Consider the following 21,414-nt stretch of genomic DNA (forward strand, 5'->3'; position numbering starts at 1 on the left):
TTATTATGTTTTAATTAACTATTCTCAACAATTTGGATTTCTTCTTCAGTTAACCCATATAGTTCATATACCATAGCATCGATTTCTTTATCGGTTTGATTGATTTGGGTTTGTAAGGCTTGTGCTTTTTGTTTGTTATCTTCAAAGAGGTCTAACCACTCAAACTCGTCTTTTTTGGTTAGGGTTGGTACTTCTTCTAAACTATCTTTAACACGTTGTTTGTTATTTGTTTTTATCGCTTTGTTAAGCTCTTTTATAAAGTCACCAAATTCTAATTCGTGCCAATTTTGTAGTTTTTTTGGGAGTTTTTCTAATTTGAATTTTTGTTTTAAGTAGGTTTGGAATTTGTTTAATAGATTATATAACTTATCATTATTGTTAACTATAATATCTACAACTTCCCTGTATTTCTTTTTTTCTGAATCTTGAATATCTTTAAGTGGTATTTTACTTAAATATTGAACTTTATACTCATTATAACCTCCTCTTCTTGAAATTGCAATTTTATTCATTACAAATTTGGTTATTTTAGAATTCAATAAAAATAATAGAAATTTGTCATTAGAAGGTATTATAAAACCAGTCATATCAATAACATTTCCTTTAGATAAAGTAAAGTTTGTTCCTAAAGAAACATTTGGGTATACTATATATTCTTTTTCAAAATCTAACTTTCTATTTATTTGTTGATATTCAAACCATTTTTTTGAACCATTTTTTATGCCATCTTTAATTATAGCTCTTCTTTCAAGTTTTTCTCTATGATGTTCTAAATGTTTATTGTTAATTATTTCATCTTCATTCATTAATTGATATAAATTTTCCTTTTTTACATAAGGGAAAATTATCTTGTTTTCATTTAAAGGAGTTAAAAAACGCTTTATATTTTTCCCAAATATGTAAGGTCTTGATATTACTGTATTCTCTTTTGACATAAAACCTTCATTAAAACCTGTTTTAACACCTACTAATGGTAAAAGATTTAAATCATTTAAGTAAATACTATTTCTATTTATCTTCTTAAAAACATTTGCTGTTTCAGTATCATAAAAGTTATAATCAAATTCTACAAAGTCATTTATATTTACTTTTGAAAAAGGAATATTTGAAACGATTTCGCTAATTTTATTTTTAACATAGTCAGGAATGAAACAAAACTTAAAATGATAATTAATACTTGGCGTTTTCTTTACCCCAGTAAAAATTAGAGGATATGCTGAAATTCCTTCAAAAACCTCTAAATCATCAAAATTTATTACTTCTTGAAAAACAAAATTTTTAACCAGATACTTTACTAAAGGTTTACCGTAATTTGCTTCAAAAAATTTACCTGAACATATAAATGATAAATATCCATTCGTTTTCAATAAATTGTTTGCTTTTTCAAAAAAATATGTAAACAAGTCTGCTTTCCCAGAATAAACATTATACTTTTTTAGATATTCTGAATGGTCTTTAAACAATTCTTGTCTTACATAAGGCGGATTACCAATAATGACATCAAAACCACCATTTTCAAATACTTTAGGAAATTGCTCTTGCCAATTAAAGGCTTTATCGCCTGCAACCGCTTTGCTATCTATTAAAGAGTTACCACATTTAATATTGTTACTTAAATCGTTTAATTTACGTCTTGGTTGTGCTGTGCGTAACCATAGGGAAAGTTTTGCTATTTCTACAGACTCTTCGTTTAAATCTACACCGTAAATGTTGTTTTCTAATATTGTGTTTTCTATATCTGGGAACTGTAAGCCACCACCTAATACTTTTGTTTTAAGCTCATCTATGTATTGGTGTTCTGCAATTAAAAAGTTTAAAGCTTGATTAAGGAATGCACCTGAGCCACATGCTGGGTCGCAAATAGTTAGTTGTAGTAACCAATCACGATAAGTATCTAAAATATCTACTAATTTGGTAATGGTAGCTTTTTGTCTATTCTTACGCCCTTTAAAATATTCTTCTTCTTTAAAACCTAGCTTGGTTTTCTTTTCTTCACACAGTTTACCAACCGTATTTTCTACAATGTACTTTGTAATGTATTTTGGTGTGTAAAAGACACCATCTTTTTTACGTTTAGATTTTTGTTTATCGAAGTCTGCACCTTCAATTTCTGCATTAACGCTTTCTATTTCGTTTAAAGAGTTTTCGAAGATATGACCTAGTATATTCACATCTACTTGACTCTCGAAATCGTAAGCTGCTAATTTACTGGTGTGTTTGTATAGTAAATCGCTATCTATATCTAAGCTATCTAAGGTTTTATCTTCTTTAAATAAACCACCGTTATAAGCATATATTTCGGCTCTTTTAGTTGTTCCTGCTCTTCCTGTATCTAAGAAATTAAAGTATTGTTTAAATAGTACGTAAAGTGGTCTATCGTCTCCAAAATCTACATCTGCTTTCCACTTATCTAATATTTGTTGTGTGCTATTTGGTGGTAGTAAGCCTCTATCTTCTGCAAAGAAAATAAATAGGTAACGGTCTATTAGTTTTTGTGATTTTTTAAAGAGTGTTAGCTTAACGTTTTTTTCAAGACGTTGCACTTCTAATAATTCTTCTTGTGACCTCTCGACTGCGCTCGAGGTGTCATTAGACGCTTGTGATTTTAACGTTTTTGCGTTGCGTTTTACTAGGTCTCTAAATAGCTCTCGTTTAAATAGTGAATAGTCTTTATAGAATTGTTTTGTGATTTGTTCTTCTTCTACAACGGACTGCTCTTTAATTTTTAGAGGTGTATTATTTAATACATTGTCTTTTTGTAAACAGATGTATAATAACTCAAAACGCTCTGGTGTAAGCTCGAACAGATTAAACTCTTCAAACTCGGTTGCATCGTTAATATAAAACCTTAGTTTTTCAAAGTTAGAAGTTATAACATACACGCATCCTTTTTGATTAGCTTTATAATCGAACGCTTGTTTACGTATGCTTTCTAAATCTTTAGTGTTAGTACCTTTTAATTCTATAACACCAATAGCAATATCGTTATCTAATATTGCACCATCTGCTTTACGTGCATTGTTTTGGTTTTTATACTCTGCTACAAGATTAAAGTTAGCTTTTGGTTTAAGTGTATAATCTAATACATTTACAAATAACTCTGTAAGGAATATACCTTGGTATTCTTCTTCTTTAGAGCTACGTATATTATCTTGTATTGTAGGATTAAGAAAGTATCTTTTGTATTTAGTATAGGCTTTATTTATGGCTTCACTATCTTGTAATTTTAAATAGTGCTTTAATACTGATGGTTGATATAATGACATTAATAGCTTTTATTTAATCATTAAAAATATAAATATTAACTAATAATGCATTATGGTTTTCAGTAAAAGTTATCCACTCTTTGTGAATGCTTTTAACTTTTAATAGTGCTAGTGTATTTAATATTCAGAATACTTTTTATAAAGAGGTATTAATATTAATAAAATAATATCCTATTACTAATTAATATCATTGAATTATAATGTTACACTAACAGTAAGCTTTGTTTATCAAAACCAAACACAACCTACTTTACCAACATTACAACTTAACTCGACCAACAGAATAACCTAACTTAACCAACGCTTTAGCCTAATTCAAACAACAATACAACGTGTTGTAACTTTACTTAACCAACATGAAAACTAGTGATACAAACACTAAACCAACACTTTATGATTAGATCAACCAACAATACAACTAAACTTAACCAACTTTCCAATCTAGCTTAACCAACGCTTTAACCTAATTCAAACAACAATAAAACGTGTTGCGACTTCACTAAACCAACATAAACCTAGTGATACAAACACTAAACCAACACTATAAGTTAGATTAACCAACAATACAACATAACTTAACCAACGATTTAACCTAATACAAACAATAATACAACATAACTTAACCTACATAAACCTAATGATAATACACAAAACCAACACAAATCGGTAATACGTAATCAAAACCTACATAAAAAAATAATAAAATATGTTGTTTTGTTGATGATATTCCTAAACACTATATTTTACAATAGTTTTCACGTCAACTCCAAAACAACAACAGTTCAACAATTAATATTTATTGTTGAACTGTTGTTGAAATCAAGTCGATTTTGCATTGTAGTGTATCACTATGATTGTGCTACATCGTCAACAATCAACACTTTTAAAAACTAATTCCTTTTCAATTTTGAAATATCTTCCTTTACATATTGTACTTTCTACATAATGCTTAGAATCTTCAATACTAGGATAACTAGACAAATTATAACGAGTATAAGAAGAATTTTTCTGTTCTAAACCAAACTTATCTTTCAAAATTTTAGAAATCTTTGTTGGTGTTGTTCTTACATTATTAGCTTTTAACTTGTCGACCAAATCCGATGCGCTGTAACATAAAGCTGATTTTTCAAACTTGATAAAATCATCCTTTAAAAGCTCAAATATTTCATTTTCCAAATTGGTTTTATTTCCTCTAACTAATTTAATCAAAGCTTCTGTTGTTATCTGCTCCTTAGTAAACCACATTCTGGTTTTTTTGGTTACATTAGGTTTTCTTTGGTTAATGTAGTTTAAAAAATATGGTATTTCAGATTCTAAATCCTCTAATAAATCTGACACTTCCATTCCCTGATTAATTGTTGGAATTTTAAGAACCCAATACCTAATTTCTTTATCATCAATTAAAATAAAGTTATCCTCATTATTAGAACATAAAATAAATTTACCAAAAAAAGGAGTTTCTATTTTGTCCTTTCCTTTATGCTCTATCTTATATGTTCTAGCTGTAGAAAGATTTTTAATCCTTTCACTATCTTCTCTTCTGTCAAGTAAAACTTCATCTATTGCCACGATAAGTTTTGTTGCCCAATCTGCATTAAATTGACTTCTAAAATCTTCATTTTTATTTATAGTCATGTTCTTTTCAAAAATCAGCTTTAACCAATTTAAAAAAGTAGTTTTACCAGTACTTCTTTCATTACTTACTAAACATAATATGGGTAAAATTTGTGTTGGGTAATGCCACAAAATTGTTAGATAATCTAACCCTAGTGCATATTGCTGACCAAAAATATGTTTTAAAAACATTTTAGTTTTATTAAACTCTCCTTTTTTCAAATCATGTTTAAGCTGATGGTACTCATTATAAAATCCCTTAATTTTTTCTTTAAAATCAACGTGACTTGGAATAGTCACAAAACCATCATATTTTGGTATTTTTTGTAAAAACGATTTACCGTGATCTGTACTTATTTCACTTTTATTCCATTTAACCAGTGTAGTAATTGTGTCTCCGCTATGTAATGGCTTTTCTGTTATTTTAAAATAATCTACTCCTATTCTTAAATAATTCATAGCTCTTATTTTTTGGTTAAATTAAACTCTAAGAATCCTCTATTAGGTTCTTTTTCTTTATTAAAGTCAAGCCTAATGATAAATCCTGTTAAAGAGTTATCTATTTTGTAGAGTTTGTCTATCTCTGATTGAATAAACAAATAATCAAACCTAACATCTCTTCTTGCTATTTTGGATATTGAATTTAATTTTTCTGCAATCCAATTTAATAACTCAGATGATTTAGTGTCACAACTATAATTACTTTGTATATGGTTTATATGAGAATTAACATCATTTACCAATTTTTGAATTTCGCACACAGGAAATTCTTCTGTTTTATAAAGCTGTCTCATTACCTTCTGTATTTTAAAGATTTTACTTCTGATAATGAGTCCTCTAATGCTTCCGCATTAATAATCACTCTTCGACCAATTTTCTCTGCCTTAATAAAACCCTTTGTTATATAATTACGGACAGTTAACTCTGATACGTTTAACTGCGTTGCAACCTCTTTAATGGTCAGGTTTTTCTTGCTAGGCTTAGCTAACTTATTAATCGATGATTTTAATTCTTTTATTTGTTGTCCGACTGTTTTATTTATAATTTCAGACAATTCCTCTTTTGTTGTTATTACAATTTTTGTCATAATTATTATTATTTAATATTAATGAATTACAACTAGCGCTAATTGTATACTACAAAGAAAGATTAGAGAAAAAAGAGAAAAAACAGGAAGACTTATTTTTTTAAAATCAAACACAAAAAACTAAAATACAGATATTTACAAAAAATAATTAGGTTGGCAAAATGATAAAAAAAGGAGAATAAAGAGAAGAATTAGAAATTTTAAACTACTAAAAAATTCTAGTTTTTATATCTAAATATAAATTCTCTATCATTTTTTGATTTTTCAATTCTGAAGATTCTATTTCATCCGTTCCTATTTTAGTAACATCTACACCATAATTTCTTACAAATTTAGATATATCATTTTTTTTAAATTTACTACCATTTATTCTGAATTTAAAATTTAAAAAATCATTAAATGAAGAGCGGTCTTTTCTAATTTCAAATACAAAAAACTCTTTAAGTAGATAAAACATATAACCATAATCTTTCTTTGAAAAATCATTAAAAGTAAAATCAATAGGATCTTCATTCCCTTTACACATTAGAGACGCAAATAAACTCCAATTTAAATAAGAGATTTTTCTTTCAATCAAAAAATTGAAAAATACTTTTAAAGCAGGATAATTATCTCCCCAATAAGTTATATCAAATTGAATGACATTTGAAGATTCTAATACAGGTATGTAGTTTTTTATTATTTGATATTGATTTTTAGTAGTTTTTAGCTCCGATTTAACTTCTGATAATTCTGTATCAGCCTTATAATATTTTTTTTCTAATTTTAATATTTCTTGATTTAGTTCTCTTAATTCCTGTATAGATTCTTTATTTCTTGATAATAAATTACTTATTTGATCTTCATAATTATCATTTAATTTAGATGCAATTTTTGTTTGTTCTTTATAATGATGTAAAGTAGAAACTTCAAAAGTATCAAAGTTTGGAAGACGGTCTTTAGGATTAATTACATTTTCATTTACTGTTAATAAAAGTTGTTTTAAAAGATGATATTTTGATTTCGCTAACTTAAATTCAAAAAAACTTTTTTTAAACAAATTTATTCTATCCTCTTTTTTGCTGTGTTTAAAAATTGAATCAAATATTGTTAAGATTTTATTTAAATTAGTTTGATTAAATATTAGTGGAAAATTATTATCATTCCCTTTTATTAATATTTCATAAGAAGCTATTGGTTTAATTAATTGTTCTACATATTTTTTTCTAACATCAAAAAACAAATTCGCAAATTCACTTTCTGCATCTTTCGAGTCTTTTAGGTTGTTAATCGTAGTTTCAACCCAATTGTTTAGTTCATTGTTAACTTTATTTATTATTAAAAAATCTGCTTCTTTAATAGGAGCTATATCTGAGTGATCTTGAAACTCTTTCCAATTCATAGTTAATCAATTTTTAATGCTGAAAATGCCTTATTAATAGCGTCATGTTTTGCAAGATTATCTACTTTATAATAACTATTAAACGTTTTAAAATCTTTATGCCCAGTCATCTCCATAATTGTTTTATCTGCAACTCCTTTATTTTTTAAAATTGTAATGAAAGTCCTTCTGGCAGTATGAGTACTTACCCTTTTATAAAATGGTGCTTTTAGTATTTTATGTTCCCTATTTTTAGTTCTACTATATTCTACTTCAAAGGTAAATTGAGCATTTTTAAATATTTCTTTAATAAACTGATTCTGCTTTTGATTACTAATTAATGGTAATTGAAATTTATATTTTTCTAAAATATTTTTACTAACTTCAAATAGAGGAATTTCTCTTACTTCTTTAGCAACATCTTTTTCCTCCTTAATTAGGATTGAATTTTCAGTTACAGTACGTTTATTTATTCTTTTTAACTCTCCATACCTAAGTCCTGTTAAACATTGAAACACAAAAACATCTTTAACTTTTTCTAATGCCAGAGACTGAGGTTGGTATGTGTAAATTTCATTTACTTGATCTAAATTTAACGCAATTTCTTTAGTGATAACTCTTTCTGGTTTTTTGAAATCTATAAAAGCATTGTTATATGTGTATTTATTTTTTAATGCCCAAAACATAAATGTTTTAAATAGTCCAAGGTTTCTGGCAAATGTATTGGTACTATGGTCTAAGACTCTATAACAAAAATCTTTAAATTCAGTATCAAAATTATTATTTATTGTACTGAATGTAAGTTTGTATTTTTTTCTAGCTTCAAAATCAAGTAAGTGGTTTTTTATATTAATATATCTTTTTATTGTTGAAGGTTTCCATTCTTTACGTTTTTGTTTTTCCATCATAAAATCATCGTATGCATCAAAAAAACTATTACTCTTTTTAGAAATTTTTTTAAACTCTAAATCAAATGAATCACGTAATATTTTTGAAGTAAATTCTTCATTAATTTTTAAACATAATGCCTGAGTTTCTTCAAATTTCTGAGAATACCTTGATAGCTGAGTATTTACTGTTAAATTATTAGGAACCTTATGTTTTCCTTTTAAATAAGGTTGCCTATAATCAAAATCCCAATTTATTGGAGCTATTGTTTCTCCTGTAGAATAAACAAACTTTTTTTTCTCTTTATTAAAATGACATGTAAAATAGATTAACGATGGCTTTTCTCCTTTTTGGTTTTGAGGATTTTTTAAGTAAAAAGAATGTTTCATTATTATTAAAATAATTGTGTTTTAAATTAGGCTGACAAAACAGGTGACAAAATAGGTGACAAAATAGGTGACAAAATAGGTGACAAAATAGGTGACAAAATAGTTATTGTTTATTATATCTTGCAAACAGAAAATAACTACAACATAGCGTTATTACTATCAAATATAGCATTTATTATACTTTAAACAAAAAATCTAAATATATAATACCAATACTCTCCGACTCCACAAAAAACCCTGTAAAGTATTGATTTTACAGGGTTTTATTTTTTTAGCCACAAAAAAGTTGATAATATTACCGTTTAACAGTCTTTAACAGCTTTATTTAAACTTATCCTAATTGTAGTTTTATTAAGACAATTCTTACTTTAATAGTTTTAATTTTATTGAACAACCAAAAAAATAAAAACTATGAGCATTTTAACTATTATCCTTAATCTTTTTATTCCGCCTTTATCGGTTTTTTTAAATAAAGGTTTAGGTAAAGATTTTTTAATAAATTTAATTTTATCTCTTATATTCTGGTTACCTGGTGTAATACACGCCTTTTATGTAACTAGTGACAGATAAATTAAAAAAATCCCAATCTAACGATTGGGATTTTTTATTTTGTTTGTTCTTGACTTTTCCATTTGCTATATCCACCTTTAAAGTCGTAGATTTTAACAAATCCTAGTTCTTTCATTTTTTCTGCGCATTTTGCACTTCTTCCTCCCATTTGACAGTAAACCATTACGGGTTTATCTTTATCCAACTTTTGTATATCTTGATCAAATGTTGGCGAAAAGAAATCTATGTTTTGGGCTTGATTTATATGACCTTCTTTATACTCTTTAGGTGTTCTTACATCTACTAGTTGTATGTCTTCTAGATCTAAATAAGTTTCCATTTCTTCGTAAGAAACAACTTGTACGTTTGTTGCTTTTTCTTCACAACTTACTAATGAAATTAATAAGAAACTAAGTATAATTGATATCTTTTTCATTATAAATAGTTTTTTTATTCTACTTCTCCGTTCCAATCTAATATTCCTCCAACTAAATTGTAAGCATTTTCAAATCCTAACTGATTCATGATATTACATGCTTGACCACTTCTTGCTCCTGATCTACAATACACGTAGTAGTTTTTACTTTTGTCAAGTTCTTCAAGCTGATAAATAAAGCCTTGTCCTTTATGTATATCTATGTTTATAGAATTTGGTATTTTACGTTCGGCAACTTCAGCTTCTGTTCTAACGTCTAATATAATTGCGTTATCGTCTGCTTGTAATTGCTCTGTCCATTGCTCTTGTGATAAGTCTGCCATTTTATATTATTTTTTTCAAAATTAATATTTCTTAAGTATTAAGACGTAAAAAAAACCGAAATGTTACAGTTCGGTTTTTTGATATTTTAAATTAGGCCTTTATAGAACAGCCTATTGCTTTGGTTTCTTTCACTTTTATTTCATTTCCTTGCAATAATGCATTAACAGCATCTTCTACATATTTGGTCTTAACTGCATTGGCATCTTGAAAATTATCATCTATTGCACCAATGTATTTTACAATATTACCTTTTTTTGTTTTTTGTAAAACGTATATATGCGGCGTTTTTGTTGCGCCATATTGTGGATAAATGTCTTGTTCTGCATCTATTAAATACGGAAATGTAAAGCCTTTCTCTTTTGCTCTTTTTTGCATTGCCTCCATATTATCTCCTGGTTTAATAGTAGTATTATTTGGCATAATTGCTATAACAGGATAACCTTTGCTAGCGTATTTTTTATTTAACGCTTCTACTCTATCCTCATAAGCTATTGCATAAGGACATGTATTACAAGTAAATGTTATTATAAATCCTTTAGCATCTTCGAAATCTGATAATGATACCATTGTACCATCAATGTTCTCTAGTTTAAAGTCTGTTGCGACATCACCTATTTTATAACCTTGGCTTGATTTAATTGTAAAAGCACTAACAGATAGCACTAGCACAAATAATATTAATAGTTTTTGTGTTGTTTTCATATCATTTAATTTAAAAATTGGTTTAAGGTGTCTTGTAATTGGTTATATTCAAAAGGTTGCTCATAAAACGCTCTTTTTTTTGAGTTGAAAATTAGTGTCGCAGGAATTGCTCCAGACCAATCTTTATCTACTTTTGGTATCCATGTATTAGAATCCATATCGTTTAAAGCATATAATTGTGATTGTAATTGGTTTTCTTTAACGAACGTTTTTAACTTGGTATCAAAATGCTTAGGGAAATCTAAACTCACCAAAATAACCTCTACATTTTTATCCTTATAGTCTTTGTTTAATTTTTCAAAATAAGGTAATTCTTTTACACAAGGTGCGCACCAAGTTGCCCAAAAGTTAACAACATAGGTTTTATTATCTTGCTTATTTAAAACGTGTTCTAATTGAGAAAAGTCAACTTCTTTAAATGTATTTTCTTTTGCCGAGTCTTTACAAGAGACAAACAACATAAGCATTACTGCAGTAACTAAATATTTCATTATTAATAAAATTGTTACTAAAAATACTAATCGTTTTACGGCTAATTAAAACTTTAACAAATAATTAAAGCCCATTTAAGTTTGAAAACTGAAAATTCATTTTTATATTTGAACCATCAAAAAAAATCGATGAACACAATTTTAAATCATACATGGTGGTGGAACTTCAAGAACTCAAATTTCGTGAAGTAGCATTGCTATATATTTAAAATTTAAATTATATCTAAAAGGCTTGTCATTCACGACAAGCCTTTTTTTTTTAACTAACTAATTAAATATCTCTTAAAAGCAGAGACTTAAAACAAATTATTAAAATGAAAACTTTTAGTCTTTACACACATTACAAAAAGATACTTGCAGATACGATTACTCCTGTAAGTATTTATTTAAAAATCAGGGATAAATATCCCAATAGTATCTTGCTAGAAAGTAGCGATTATCATGCCAACGACAATAGTTTTTCATACGTTTGCTTTAATCCAATTGCATCTATAAAAGTAGACGATAAGTCTATAACACAAACGTTTCCTGACGGAAGCGTTATGCGTAATAAAGTAAAAAATGTAACGCAAATGATGCATAAATTTACCAAACGCTTTAAAGTAGATTCTGATACCGATTTTAAATTTATAAACAACGGAATATTTGGTTACACTGCTTACGATGCTGTAAAACATTTTGAAGATGTAGAGATTAATAAAAAGCCAAACTCTATAAATATTCCAGATATATATTATGCAGTTTATCAAAACATTATAGCCATAAATCACTTTAAAAACGAAGCTTATGTGTTTGCGCATTGCTTTGAAACAGAAAACAATATAGACGAAGTTTTACAATTAATAAACTCTAAAAATTTTGCGTCTTATAGTTTCAAAACAAATTCTGAAATATCTTCAAATTTAACAGATGACGAGTATAAATCTCATGTAGAATTAGCAAAAAAACATTGTGCAAGAGGTGATGTATTTCAGTTAGTACTATCTAGAAAATTTAATCAAGCTTTTAAAGGCGACGAGTTTAATGTTTATCGTGCCTTAAGAAGTATAAATCCATCGCCTTACCTATTCTATTTTGATTACGGTGATTTTAAAATTTTTGGAAGTTCGCCAGAAGCGCAATTAGTGGTCAACAAAGGTAAAGCCGAAATACATCCAATAGCTGGTACATTTAAAAGAACCGGTAACGATGAAGAAGATCAAAAACTAGCAAAAAAACTAGCAGAAGACGTAAAAGAAAATGCAGAACACGTTATGCTTGTTGATCTTGCAAGAAACGATTTAAGTAGACACGGAAGCGAAGTAAAAGTAGACACGTATCGTGAAGCACAATTCTTCTCTCATGTTATTCACTTAGTAAGTAAAGTTACTGGTAAAGTCCATAAAGATACTGCTACAATGCAAGTAGTTGCAGATACTTTTCCGGCTGGCACATTAAGTGGCGCACCAAAACATATGGCAATGCAACTAATAGAAAAATACGAAAAAACCAGTCGCGCATTTTATGGCGGAGCGATAGGATTTATGGATTTTGAAGGTAATTACAATCATGCCATTATGATTAGAACTTTTTTAAGTAAAAACCACCAATTACATTGGCAAGCTGGTGCAGGTTTAGTATCTAAATCTGATCCAGAAAACGAATTACAAGAAGTGTTTAACAAGTTAGGCGCATTAACAAAAGCAATTGATTTAGCAGAAGAAATTAATTAATCCCAAATCTTGAAAATATCATGAAAAAAGTATTAGTTATAGATAATTACGACAGTTTTACTTACAATTTAGTTCATTACTTAGAAGATTTAGATTGTGAAGTTACTGTAAGAAGAAACGATAAACTAACCTTAGACTTTGTCGATCAATTTGACAAAATTGTTTTATCTCCTGGACCAGGAATACCAGATGAAGCTGGTTTATTAAAAGACATTATAAAAACCTATGCGCCAACAAAAAGTATTTTTGGTGTTTGTTTAGGTCAACAAGCAATAGGAGAAGTTTTTGGCGGACAATTAATTAACCTTAACGATGTATATCATGGCGTTTCTACAAAAGTAACAATAACCGTTGAAGATGAATCTCTTTTTAATGGCTTAGAAAAAACTATAGAAGTAGGTAGATACCATTCTTGGGTTGTAGATTCTAATTTACCTGAAAGTTTAGAAGCTACATCGGTAGACGAAAACGGACAAATTATGTCTTTGCGTCATAAAACATACGATGTAAAAGGTGTACAATATCATCCAGAAAGTGTGTTAACACCTTACGGAAAGAAAATTTTAGAAAATTGGTTAAAAGATTGAATCTGCCATTCAGTATTTGTTGCGGCATCCGAAAAGATTTAATTAAAAACATATAAAAAAATAAAGCATAAAAATTAATTTCATTCAGAGCAATGTGAAGAATTTATAGAGCACTTCGACAAGCTCAGTTTGAAAATTAGATAATAAAAATGAAACACATATTAAACCGATTAATAAACCACGAAAGCATTTCGACAGAAGAAGCTAAACAAGTATTAGTTAACATATCTACAGGTATGTATAATCAAAGTCAGATAGCAGCTTTTTTAACAGTTTACATGATGCGAAGTATCACCTTAGAAGAGTTAAAAGGCTTTAGAGATGCTTTGCTAGAACTTTGTATTCCTGTTGATTTATCAGACTTTAACGCTATAGACTTATGTGGTACTGGTGGCGATGGTAAAAACACATTTAACATCTCTACACTTTCTTCTTTTATCGCTGCTGGAGCAGGAATAAAAGTAGCCAAACATGGTAATTATGGAGTATCTTCTGCTTCTGGATCTTCAAATGTTTTAGAAGAATTAGGTGTAAAATTCACCAATAATGAAGATATTTTAAAACGCAGTATAGACCAAGCCAATATATGCGTTATGCATGCGCCTTTATTTCATCCAGCAATGAAAAATGTAGGTCCAATTAGAAAAGAATTAGGCGTAAAAACATTCTTTAATATGCTAGGACCAATGGTTAATCCTGCGTTTCCTAAAAACCAAATGGTTGGTGTATTTAATTTAGAATTACAGCGCCTTTACGGCTATTTATACCAACAAACCGATAAAAATTATAGCATCATTCACTCCATGGATGGTTATGATGAGATTTCCCTAACTGGACAAACCAAAATTATAAGAAATCAATCCGAAGTTATTTTAAATCCATGCGATTTAGAAGTCGATCAAATTGAAGCTTCAGAAATATTTGGAGGAGACACTGTAGAAGATGCTGCAAAAATCTTTAAAAAAGTGATTACTGGTAAAGGCACAAAAGCCCAAAACAATGTGGTTTGTGCTAACGCTGGATTAGCTATAGCTACAGTTAAGCACATTTCGCATAAAGAAGGTTTTAAACTAGCTAAGGAAAGCTTAGGAACTGGAGCAGCTAAACGAAGTCTAGAAAAATTAATCGAGATAAGTAGTTAGTAGTTAGTAGTTAGTAGTTAGTAGTTAGTAGTTAGTAGTTAGTAAAAAAGGTAATATATATTAAAATAGAAAATAACATTATAAAAGTCAAGTCCTAAGTTTCGACATAGTCGAAATCATCAAAATTCAGAAATAATGAGCGTAGGAATGTAGATGCAAAGCGTAGCTTTAAGCACGAAATTCCGAAAGTGAAAGATGCTTTAGCAATTTCCTAATTTTGATATGATTTTTTGTTTCGTTTTGCATCAAGGCAAAATGAATAAATAAGATAAAATGAACATTTTAGATAAAATTACAGCAGATAAACGTAAAGAAGTCGATTTAAAAAAATCACTAATTCCTATCAATCAATTAGAACAATCCATTCTATTTGAAAGACAAACCATTTTATTAACAGAGCGATTAAAAAATAGTGCTTCAGGTATAATTGCAGAACACAAACGTCGTTCACCTTCTAAAGCAACTATAAATCAAAATTTAAACGTTCAAGATGTTGCAAAAGGTTACGAAAACGCTGGTGTTTGCGGTATGTCTGTACTAACCGACGGTAAATATTTTGGCGGTAGTTTAGACGATTTAATTCTTGCAAGAGCAAGTAGTAATTTACCACTACTTAGAAAAGAATTTATAATAGACCAATATCAAATTATCGAAGCAAAAGCTTATGGTGCAGATGTCATTTTATTAATTGCTGCAATACTTTCTAAAGAAGAAATCAAGCAGTTTTCAACACTTGCTAAACAATTAAATTTAGATGTTTTACTAGAAGTCCATAATGAAGAAGAATTACACAAATCCATCATGCCAAGCATTGATATGTTAGGCGTAAATAACCGAAATTTAAAAACTTTTGAAGTCTCGCTAGATACAAGTAAAACGTTAAGTGAAATGATTCCTAATGATTTTGTTAAAGTATCTGAAAGCGGAATAAGCACTGTTGAAGCCATTAAAGATTTAAAGCAATTTGGCTATAAAGGTTTTTTAATAGGCGAAAACTTTATGAAAACAGACAATCCAGGAGAAAGCGCAACTCAGTTTATTCAAAATTTAGAAAAATGAAAATAAAGATCTGCGGAATGAAATACCAAGACAACATTAACCAAGTTGCAGCTTTGCAACCTGATTATTTGGGTTTCATTTTTTACAAAAAATCAAGTCGCTTTTTTGAAGGTGTTATTCCTAAGTTACCAAAAACGATAAAAAAAGTTGGTGTATTTGTAGATGCAAGTTTAGATTTCATATTAGATCAAATTAAAACTCACCAATTAGATGTTATTCAATTACATGGACAAGAAACTCCTGAGTTTTGTAACAAGTTGCGTCATGCTGAACTTGATTCAGCATCTCACCCTGTAGAAATCATCAAAGTCTTTTCAATAAAGGACCATTTTGATTTTTCAGTATTACAACCTTTTGAAAACATTTGTGATTATTTTTTATTCGATACAAAAGGAAAATTACCTGGCGGAAATGGATACACATTTAATTGGGACGTATTAAAAAACTATCCTTCAACAACACCTTATTTTTTAAGTGGTGGCATAGGATTAGATGAAGTTGACATTATTCAGTCATTCCTACAAAAAAAAGAATCCAAATATTGTCACGCTATTGACGTGAATAGCAAATTTGAAATTACAGCAGGTTTAAAAGATATTGAAGCATTAGAAAAATTTAAGAGCAGCATGTCATTCCGCACTTGATGCGGAATCTATTTCAAAATAAATAAAAGAAATGTATAATTAAAAAAGATTCCTGCCTGCGCAGGAAATGATTATGAATTACAACATTAACGAAAAAGGATATTACGGAGATTTTGGTGGTGCATTTATCCCAGAAATGCTCTATCCAAACGTAGAAGAATTACGTCAAAACTATTTAAAAATTATGGCAGAGCCATCTTTTAAAGCTGAATTTGACCAGTTATTAAAAGATTATGTTGGTCGTCCATCTCCACTCTATTTTGCCAAACGACTTTCAGAAAAACACAATACTAAAATCTATTTAAAACGCGAAGATTTAAATCATACTGGCGCACATAAAATTAACAATACCATTGGTCAAATTTTAATGGCAAAACGATTAGGCAAAAACCGTATTATTGCCGAAACTGGCGCTGGACAACATGGTGTAGCAACAGCAACAGTTTGCGCACTTATGGGTATAGAATGTATTGTTTATATGGGTGAAATTGATATCGCACGTCAAGCACCAAACGTAGCACGTATGAAAATGCTTGGCGCTACAGTAATACCTGCAACATCTGGAAGCAAAACCTTAAAAGACGCTACAAACGAAGCAATTAGAGATTGGATTAATAATCCTGTAGACACACATTATATTATTGGAAGTGTTGTTGGTCCGCATCCTTATCCGGATATGGTAGCAAAGTTTCAAGCGGTAGTTTCAGAAGAAATTAAATTTCAACTAAAAGATAAAGAAGACACCGAAAATCCAGACTACGTTATTGCTTGTGTTGGTGGCGGTAGTAATGCTGCTGGCGCATATTACCATTATTTAAATAATGAAAACGTAAAACTTATAGCTGTAGAAGCTGCTGGTTTAGGTGTAGATTCTGGTGAAAGTGCAGCAACATCTGTATTAGGAAAAGAAGGCATCATTCACGGTAGTAAAACCTTATTAATGCAAACCAACGATGGTCAAATTACCGAGCCTTATTCTATTTCAGCAGGTTTAGATTATCCTGGTGTTGGACCAATGCATGCGCATTTGTATAAAACAGGTCGTGCTGAATTTATTTCGATCACAGACGATCAAGCCATGCAAGCTGGTTTAGAATTATGCCAATTAGAAGGTATTATTCCTGCTATAGAAACATCTCATGCATTAGGTGTTTTTGAACAAAAAACGTTTAAACCAAACGATATTGTAGTTGTAAGTTTATCTGGTCGTGGTGATAAGGATTTAGAGACTTACATTAAACATTTTAAATTATAACGTCATGCTGAACTTGTTTCAGCATCCCACAAATCATGAAATTTAGCTACACATATATCATGACCAATAAATACAGAACGACATTTTATGTTGGTGTCACTATTGATTTACATAAAAGAATAGTCGAACATCAATATGGAATGGGTTCGGAATTCACAAGAAAATACAATCTTAAAGATTTAATATATTTTGAAAAATTCACCGACATCAACCAAGCTATTTCACGAGAAAAACAATTAAAAAACTGGCATAAAGACTGGAAATTAAATTTAATAAAAGAAAAAAATCCAAATCTAGAATCTATCAATATATAATGAGAACCTGAAACAAGTTCAGGTTGACGAAAACTTAAATAAAAGTCACTCTCAACTTGTTCTAGCAGTATTTAAAAACCTAAAAATAGATTCCTACTTAAACAGGAATAACATATAAAATGAACAGAATAAACCAAAAACTAAACGAAGACAAAAAACTTTTGTCAATATACTTTACAGCAGGTTATCCTAATTTAAATGATACCGTTACAATAATAGAAAGTCTAGAAAATAGCGGTGCAGATATGATAGAAATTGGATTACCTTTTAGTGATCCTTTAGCAGATGGACCAACAATACAAGCAAGCTCTACAGAAGCATTAAAAAATGGAATGACTACAGAAGTGCTTTTTAAGCAATTAAAAGATGTAAGAAATACTGTTTCTATTCCATTAATTATTATGGGATATTTTAATCCGATGTTGCAATATGGCGTTGAAGCTTTTTGTAAAAAATGTCAAGAAATTGGTATAGATGGGTTAATAATTCCAGATTTGCCAGTAGATGTGTATAATGAACAATACAAAAGTACATTTGAAAAGTACGGATTAATAAATGTATTTTTAATTACACCACAAACCTCAAAAGAGCGAATTCAATTTATAGATTCTATTTCAAACGGATTTATTTACATGGTAAGCAGCGCAAGTGTTACAGGAAGTAGTCAAGGTTTTGGTGATACGCAAACCAATTATTTTAAGCGCATTGCAGATATGCAACTTAACAATCCGCAAATCGTTGGTTTTGGAATAAATAACAACGATACTTTTACTCAAGCCACAACTTATGCTAAAGGAGCTATTATTGGAAGTGCGTTTATTAAACATTTATCAAACAACGGAATAAATAGTATACAAACGTTTATAAACAATATTTTAAGATAGTTTAACGCTTGTCAATACTATTTTAACGAAGTATTAAAAGCTGAAGTCTGTAGTTATCATTATCTTTATTATGAACCAAAAAAGAAAAATTATGGGAATGATTAAAGACAGAAAGAAATTTAAAACAACCGTTAAACAGACCAATCCAACTAATCCAACAGGAAACACAAAATTGGAAACAAATGATTTTGATATTGATGAAAAAACAATCAAAAATCAGCAAAATAAAACAAACAGTTAAACTGTAAATATTTATATTTAAAGCCTATTCTTAAACGAGTAGGCTTTTTTTATATGAAACCACTAAATAATATTCGATTAATTGTATTGTTATGCCTTACGCTTGGTTTGGCTCCTTTTTTTCCCGAACCGCATTTATGGGGAAAAATTAAATGGGTAATTGGTGGCGCAAAAGATATGCAACTAATGGATTGGTTTGATATCTTATTACATGGTTTACCTTGGATACTTTTAATAAGAGTAATCATTTTAAATATTACACAAAAAAATGTCGCTTAACATTGTTTTAATCGAACCAGAAATACCTAATAACACAGGAAACATAGGTAGATTAGCTTTAGGTTCTGGCAGTAAATTACACTTAGTAAAACCTTTTGGTTTTGAACTTACAGACAAACGCTTAAAACGTGCTGGATTAGATTACTGGCAACATATAGATGTTATTTACTACGATAGTATAGACGATTTTTTCACTAAAAACAGTGATAAAAACATGGTATTTTTGTCTGCACATGGACAGAAAAATCATTGGGACATTTCATTTGAAGACGATTTATTTTTAGTTTTTGGTAAAGAATCTGTAGGATTACCAAAACCACTAATTAATTCACATCAAGATAAATTATTTAAAATTCCTTTATACAGTGAACACATACGAAGTTTTAACATTGCTAACGCAGTAAGCATAGTCGTTTTTGAAGGCCTAAGACAACTAAATCTTAAATAAAATGAAAAGAAAACATTTTACAAATTTCATCATTTACTCTTTTATAATATTACTTTTTAATTGTAATACTAAAACTGTTGTTTCATCAGAAACTACTAACAATACAACACTAAAATTAACTGAAGATATTATTTGGGCATCTCCAAATGGCTTTGATTTAACAATGGATATTTACACACCAAACACAGGAAAGTCTAGTTATCCTGTAATTGTAATGTATCATGGTGGCGGTTGGTTAATCAACGATAATTCTATAATGGATCAATCTGCTAAATATTTAGCGACCAATGCAGAATATATAGTTTGTAATGTAAATTATAGATTACTTGGCGATCAAAACAATACTGTAACCTTAAACACTATTGTTGAAGATGCTTATGGCGCATTACTTTGGGTTAAAGAAAATATTGCAAAATATAAAGGAAATCCAAATCAAGTTATTGTAACTGGCGATAGTGCTGGCGGACATTTAGCTACAATGGTTGCTTCCCAACATAACAACTTATCAAGCACTGGATTTACCCAAGCACCATTAGGTTTTTCTCCAACTTATTTACCAAAAGGACTAACTTTAGAAGCTGTAGAACATCAAAATTTATTTGAAGTCCAAGCTGCTATAATAAGTTATGGTGCTTTTGATCTTTACAATGCTGCTTTAAATGGATTTGAATCTTCAGATAATATTTTTTGGATGTTAGGAAATGCCGAAGCTAGAGGCATTTTCACCAATGCTTACAATGTTACAGATAATGCAGATTTATATAAAAAAGTATCTCCGTATTACAACATACCAAACCCAACCGAAAAAAAACTTCCTCCAATGCTTTTTACCGTTGGTACAGAAGACACAACAACTACTCCTAAATCTATAGAAGCTTATATTAAAAAACTAAAAGATGCTGGTCATACTAATATTAAATATTGGCAACATCAAGACAGACCACATGCTTTTTTAGATTCTGGTTCTAATGAATTTTTAAAAATAAACTTTGAAGATGATGCTGTTCCGGCATTAAAAGTGATGATTTCTTATCTAGATTCTATTTTTTATTAAATGAACTCTTGATACTGTAACACTCTAAAATCAAAGGTGTTGAATTTCGGATTCTTAGCTTTAAGCTGTTTATATAATGGATTACTTCCTATGGCTCGATTAGCGCTACCTGAAGATGAGGTTAGAGATACTGTTTTAATAATTCTATTTTCTGAATTGGCATTAGGTAATTCAAATTGATGAATTCTTGGTATTTCATTAGAGACTAATTCTAGCTTTAAATGATAAGGTTTGATATGTTTTCTAAAGAAATATTCCGGTCCGTTTTTACTATTCCCACCAGTAAATAGAAGTGTATTAATATTTGGATATTGTTTTAAATAACCTATTAAATCTCTAAGTTTAATATTAGTCATTCCTAAATCGGATGCATCTATTTTTTTACGTTCGCAACTATCTACAATATCACAAACGCCTATTTTGTGTTTGATTAAAAAATGTATTCGCTGATCTATAGCTTCTTGAGAATTATCAAATCTTAAGTTAAGATTATGTATTTTATCAATATACAACCAAAGTGAATTGTAATAACTGCCATAACAAAAATCTACATCTTTTTCCAACAAATCGCCTGTACTAAATCTTGGTGGCGGTAATGTCCCAACAATCAGTTTTTTAGTATCTTTTTTCATGAATGGCGGATATGGATGATGATGTTTAAACACAATACACTCTTGGATTTGGTTTATA

General features: G+C 29.2%; 24 protein-coding genes. 13 read left to right on the forward strand and 11 right to left on the reverse strand.

From position 1 onward, the window contains the following. Positions 1-14 precede the first annotated feature (14 nt). The 6 genes from IFB02_RS01650 to IFB02_RS01675 form a co-directional block, all read right to left on the reverse strand. A complete protein-coding gene (locus IFB02_RS01650; protein ID WP_191072955.1) occupies positions 15-3,266 on the reverse strand; it encodes an Eco57I restriction-modification methylase domain-containing protein in 3,252 nt (1,083 codons plus the stop codon). Positions 3,267-4,133: 867 nt separating this feature from the next. Further along, positions 4,134-5,339, reverse strand: coding sequence for a primase-helicase family protein (locus IFB02_RS01655; protein ID WP_191072956.1), 1,206 nt, complete (start codon positions 5,337-5,339; stop codon positions 4,134-4,136). A 5-nt stretch (positions 5,340-5,344) separates the two neighbouring features. After that, positions 5,345-5,674: a hypothetical protein gene (locus IFB02_RS01660; protein ID WP_191072957.1), complete on the reverse strand. Its 330-nt coding sequence runs from the start codon at positions 5,672-5,674 to the stop codon at positions 5,345-5,347. Continuing rightward, positions 5,674-5,967, reverse strand: a complete 294-nt coding sequence (locus tag IFB02_RS01665; protein WP_191072958.1) for a helix-turn-helix domain-containing protein — start codon at positions 5,965-5,967, stop codon at positions 5,674-5,676. Before IFB02_RS01665 ends, IFB02_RS01660 begins: the two co-directional genes overlap by 1 nt. Positions 5,968-6,175: 208 nt before the next feature. After that, on the reverse strand, positions 6,176-7,348 hold the full coding sequence (locus tag IFB02_RS01670) for a hypothetical protein (protein WP_191072959.1): 1,173 nt from the start codon (positions 7,346-7,348) through the stop codon (positions 6,176-6,178). A gap of 2 nt (positions 7,349-7,350) precedes the next feature. Then, positions 7,351-8,604 (reverse strand): tyrosine-type recombinase/integrase, encoded by a 1,254-nt coding sequence (locus tag IFB02_RS01675; RefSeq protein WP_191072960.1) that lies wholly within the window; start codon positions 8,602-8,604, stop codon positions 7,351-7,353. 411 nt (positions 8,605-9,015) lie between these two features. Here IFB02_RS01675 and IFB02_RS01680 point away from each other — a divergent pair, with 411 nt between their 5' ends. Next, positions 9,016-9,174: a YqaE/Pmp3 family membrane protein gene (locus IFB02_RS01680; RefSeq protein WP_106688258.1), complete on the forward strand. Its 159-nt coding sequence runs from the start codon at positions 9,016-9,018 to the stop codon at positions 9,172-9,174. Positions 9,175-9,208: 34 nt separating this feature from the next. Here the strand turns inward: IFB02_RS01680 and IFB02_RS01685 are convergent, their stop codons facing one another. From IFB02_RS01685 to IFB02_RS01700, 4 genes are all read right to left on the reverse strand, one after another. Continuing rightward, positions 9,209-9,589, reverse strand: coding sequence for a rhodanese-like domain-containing protein (locus IFB02_RS01685; protein WP_106688257.1), 381 nt, complete (start codon positions 9,587-9,589; stop codon positions 9,209-9,211). A gap of 14 nt (positions 9,590-9,603) precedes the next feature. Then, the gene (locus tag IFB02_RS01690; RefSeq protein ID WP_106688256.1) at positions 9,604-9,912 is read right to left on the reverse strand and encodes a rhodanese-like domain-containing protein; all 309 of its coding nucleotides are present in this window, start codon (positions 9,910-9,912) and stop codon (positions 9,604-9,606) included. 91 nt (positions 9,913-10,003) lie between these two features. Next, positions 10,004-10,615 carry a thioredoxin family protein gene (locus IFB02_RS01695; protein WP_106688255.1) on the reverse strand — a complete coding sequence of 204 codons (612 nt, stop codon included), beginning with the start codon at positions 10,613-10,615 and terminating at the stop codon, positions 10,004-10,006. Positions 10,616-10,620: 5 nt separating this feature from the next. Continuing rightward, positions 10,621-11,106 carry a TlpA disulfide reductase family protein gene (locus IFB02_RS01700; protein WP_106688254.1) on the reverse strand — a complete coding sequence of 162 codons (486 nt, stop codon included), beginning with the start codon at positions 11,104-11,106 and terminating at the stop codon, positions 10,621-10,623. Between the two features lie 314 nt (positions 11,107-11,420). Between IFB02_RS01700 and IFB02_RS01705 the strand changes: the two genes are divergently transcribed. From IFB02_RS01705 to IFB02_RS01760, 12 genes are all read left to right on the forward strand, one after another. Continuing rightward, complete coding sequence (locus tag IFB02_RS01705; RefSeq protein WP_191072961.1) at positions 11,421-12,818, forward strand: anthranilate synthase component I family protein; 1,398 nt, start codon at positions 11,421-11,423, stop codon at positions 12,816-12,818. 20 nt (positions 12,819-12,838) lie between these two features. Continuing rightward, a complete protein-coding gene (locus tag IFB02_RS01710; RefSeq protein ID WP_106688252.1) occupies positions 12,839-13,405 on the forward strand; it encodes an anthranilate synthase component II in 567 nt (188 codons plus the stop codon). A gap of 149 nt (positions 13,406-13,554) precedes the next feature. After that, a complete protein-coding gene (gene trpD, locus IFB02_RS01715; RefSeq protein WP_191072962.1) occupies positions 13,555-14,547 on the forward strand; it encodes an anthranilate phosphoribosyltransferase in 993 nt (330 codons plus the stop codon). A 273-nt stretch (positions 14,548-14,820) separates the two neighbouring features. Next, the gene (gene trpC, locus IFB02_RS01720) at positions 14,821-15,606 is read left to right on the forward strand and encodes an indole-3-glycerol phosphate synthase TrpC (RefSeq protein ID WP_191072963.1); all 786 of its coding nucleotides are present in this window, start codon (positions 14,821-14,823) and stop codon (positions 15,604-15,606) included. Then, a complete protein-coding gene (locus IFB02_RS01725) occupies positions 15,603-16,250 on the forward strand; it encodes a phosphoribosylanthranilate isomerase (protein ID WP_191072964.1) in 648 nt (215 codons plus the stop codon). Before trpC ends, IFB02_RS01725 begins: the two co-directional genes overlap by 4 nt. 73 nt (positions 16,251-16,323) lie before the next feature. Then, a complete protein-coding gene (gene trpB / locus IFB02_RS01730; protein ID WP_191072965.1) occupies positions 16,324-17,505 on the forward strand; it encodes a tryptophan synthase subunit beta in 1,182 nt (393 codons plus the stop codon). Positions 17,506-17,540: 35 nt separating this feature from the next. Continuing rightward, positions 17,541-17,819 carry a GIY-YIG nuclease family protein gene (locus tag IFB02_RS01735; protein WP_191072966.1) on the forward strand — a complete coding sequence of 93 codons (279 nt, stop codon included), beginning with the start codon at positions 17,541-17,543 and terminating at the stop codon, positions 17,817-17,819. Positions 17,820-17,938: 119 nt separating this feature from the next. Further along, the gene (gene trpA / locus IFB02_RS01740; protein WP_106688247.1) at positions 17,939-18,703 is read left to right on the forward strand and encodes a tryptophan synthase subunit alpha; all 765 of its coding nucleotides are present in this window, start codon (positions 17,939-17,941) and stop codon (positions 18,701-18,703) included. 70 nt (positions 18,704-18,773) lie between these two features. Then, a complete protein-coding gene (locus tag IFB02_RS01745; protein ID WP_191073180.1) occupies positions 18,774-18,944 on the forward strand; it encodes a hypothetical protein in 171 nt (56 codons plus the stop codon). A gap of 53 nt (positions 18,945-18,997) precedes the next feature. Next, positions 18,998-19,222, forward strand: a complete 225-nt coding sequence (locus IFB02_RS01750; RefSeq protein ID WP_106688246.1) for a hypothetical protein — start codon at positions 18,998-19,000, stop codon at positions 19,220-19,222. Continuing rightward, positions 19,212-19,670, forward strand: coding sequence for a tRNA (cytidine(34)-2'-O)-methyltransferase (locus IFB02_RS01755; protein ID WP_106688245.1), 459 nt, complete (start codon positions 19,212-19,214; stop codon positions 19,668-19,670). Before IFB02_RS01750 ends, IFB02_RS01755 begins: the two co-directional genes overlap by 11 nt. 1 nt (position 19,671) lies before the next feature. Then, entirely contained in the window at positions 19,672-20,724 is a 1,053-nt protein-coding gene (locus tag IFB02_RS01760) for an alpha/beta hydrolase (protein WP_106688244.1), read from the forward strand. Here IFB02_RS01760 and IFB02_RS01765 read toward each other — a convergent pair. Next, positions 20,721-21,389, reverse strand: coding sequence for a uracil-DNA glycosylase family protein (locus IFB02_RS01765; RefSeq protein ID WP_106688243.1), 669 nt, complete (start codon positions 21,387-21,389; stop codon positions 20,721-20,723). The genes IFB02_RS01760 and IFB02_RS01765 overlap by 4 nt on opposite strands. Positions 21,390-21,414 lie beyond the last annotated feature (25 nt).

The organism is Mesoflavibacter profundi, assembly GCF_014764305.1.
Lineage (GTDB): Bacteria > Bacteroidota > Bacteroidia > Flavobacteriales > Flavobacteriaceae > Mesoflavibacter > Mesoflavibacter profundi.

Excerpts from the sequence above, each read along its gene's own strand:
- IFB02_RS01650 (WP_191072955.1), bottom strand. The coding sequence starts at position 3,266 with ATGTCATTATATCAACCATCAGTATTAAAGCACTATTTAAAATTACAA.
- IFB02_RS01655 (WP_191072956.1), bottom strand. The coding sequence starts at position 5,339 with ATGAATTATTTAAGAATAGGAGTAGATTATTTTAAAATAACAGAAAAG.
- IFB02_RS01660 (WP_191072957.1), bottom strand. The coding sequence starts at position 5,674 with ATGAGACAGCTTTATAAAACAGAAGAATTTCCTGTGTGCGAAATTCAA.
- IFB02_RS01665 (WP_191072958.1), bottom strand. The coding sequence starts at position 5,967 with ATGACAAAAATTGTAATAACAACAAAAGAGGAATTGTCTGAAATTATA.
- IFB02_RS01670 (WP_191072959.1), bottom strand. The coding sequence starts at position 7,348 with ATGAATTGGAAAGAGTTTCAAGATCACTCAGATATAGCTCCTATTAAA.
- IFB02_RS01675 (WP_191072960.1), bottom strand. The coding sequence starts at position 8,604 with ATGAAACATTCTTTTTACTTAAAAAATCCTCAAAACCAAAAAGGAGAA.
- IFB02_RS01680 (WP_106688258.1), top strand. The coding sequence starts at position 9,016 with ATGAGCATTTTAACTATTATCCTTAATCTTTTTATTCCGCCTTTATCG.
- IFB02_RS01685 (WP_106688257.1), bottom strand. The coding sequence starts at position 9,589 with ATGAAAAAGATATCAATTATACTTAGTTTCTTATTAATTTCATTAGTA.
- IFB02_RS01690 (WP_106688256.1), bottom strand. The coding sequence starts at position 9,912 with ATGGCAGACTTATCACAAGAGCAATGGACAGAGCAATTACAAGCAGAC.
- IFB02_RS01695 (WP_106688255.1), bottom strand. The coding sequence starts at position 10,615 with ATGAAAACAACACAAAAACTATTAATATTATTTGTGCTAGTGCTATCT.
- IFB02_RS01700 (WP_106688254.1), bottom strand. The coding sequence starts at position 11,106 with ATGAAATATTTAGTTACTGCAGTAATGCTTATGTTGTTTGTCTCTTGT.
- IFB02_RS01705 (WP_191072961.1), top strand. The coding sequence starts at position 11,421 with ATGAAAACTTTTAGTCTTTACACACATTACAAAAAGATACTTGCAGAT.
- IFB02_RS01710 (WP_106688252.1), top strand. The coding sequence starts at position 12,839 with ATGAAAAAAGTATTAGTTATAGATAATTACGACAGTTTTACTTACAAT.
- trpD (WP_191072962.1), top strand. The coding sequence starts at position 13,555 with ATGAAACACATATTAAACCGATTAATAAACCACGAAAGCATTTCGACA.
- trpC (WP_191072963.1), top strand. The coding sequence starts at position 14,821 with ATGAACATTTTAGATAAAATTACAGCAGATAAACGTAAAGAAGTCGAT.
- IFB02_RS01725 (WP_191072964.1), top strand. The coding sequence starts at position 15,603 with ATGAAAATAAAGATCTGCGGAATGAAATACCAAGACAACATTAACCAA.
- trpB (WP_191072965.1), top strand. The coding sequence starts at position 16,324 with ATGAATTACAACATTAACGAAAAAGGATATTACGGAGATTTTGGTGGT.
- IFB02_RS01735 (WP_191072966.1), top strand. The coding sequence starts at position 17,541 with ATGAAATTTAGCTACACATATATCATGACCAATAAATACAGAACGACA.
- trpA (WP_106688247.1), top strand. The coding sequence starts at position 17,939 with ATGAACAGAATAAACCAAAAACTAAACGAAGACAAAAAACTTTTGTCA.
- IFB02_RS01745 (WP_191073180.1), top strand. The coding sequence starts at position 18,774 with ATGAACCAAAAAAGAAAAATTATGGGAATGATTAAAGACAGAAAGAAA.
- IFB02_RS01750 (WP_106688246.1), top strand. The coding sequence starts at position 18,998 with ATGAAACCACTAAATAATATTCGATTAATTGTATTGTTATGCCTTACG.
- IFB02_RS01755 (WP_106688245.1), top strand. The coding sequence starts at position 19,212 with ATGTCGCTTAACATTGTTTTAATCGAACCAGAAATACCTAATAACACA.
- IFB02_RS01760 (WP_106688244.1), top strand. The coding sequence starts at position 19,672 with ATGAAAAGAAAACATTTTACAAATTTCATCATTTACTCTTTTATAATA.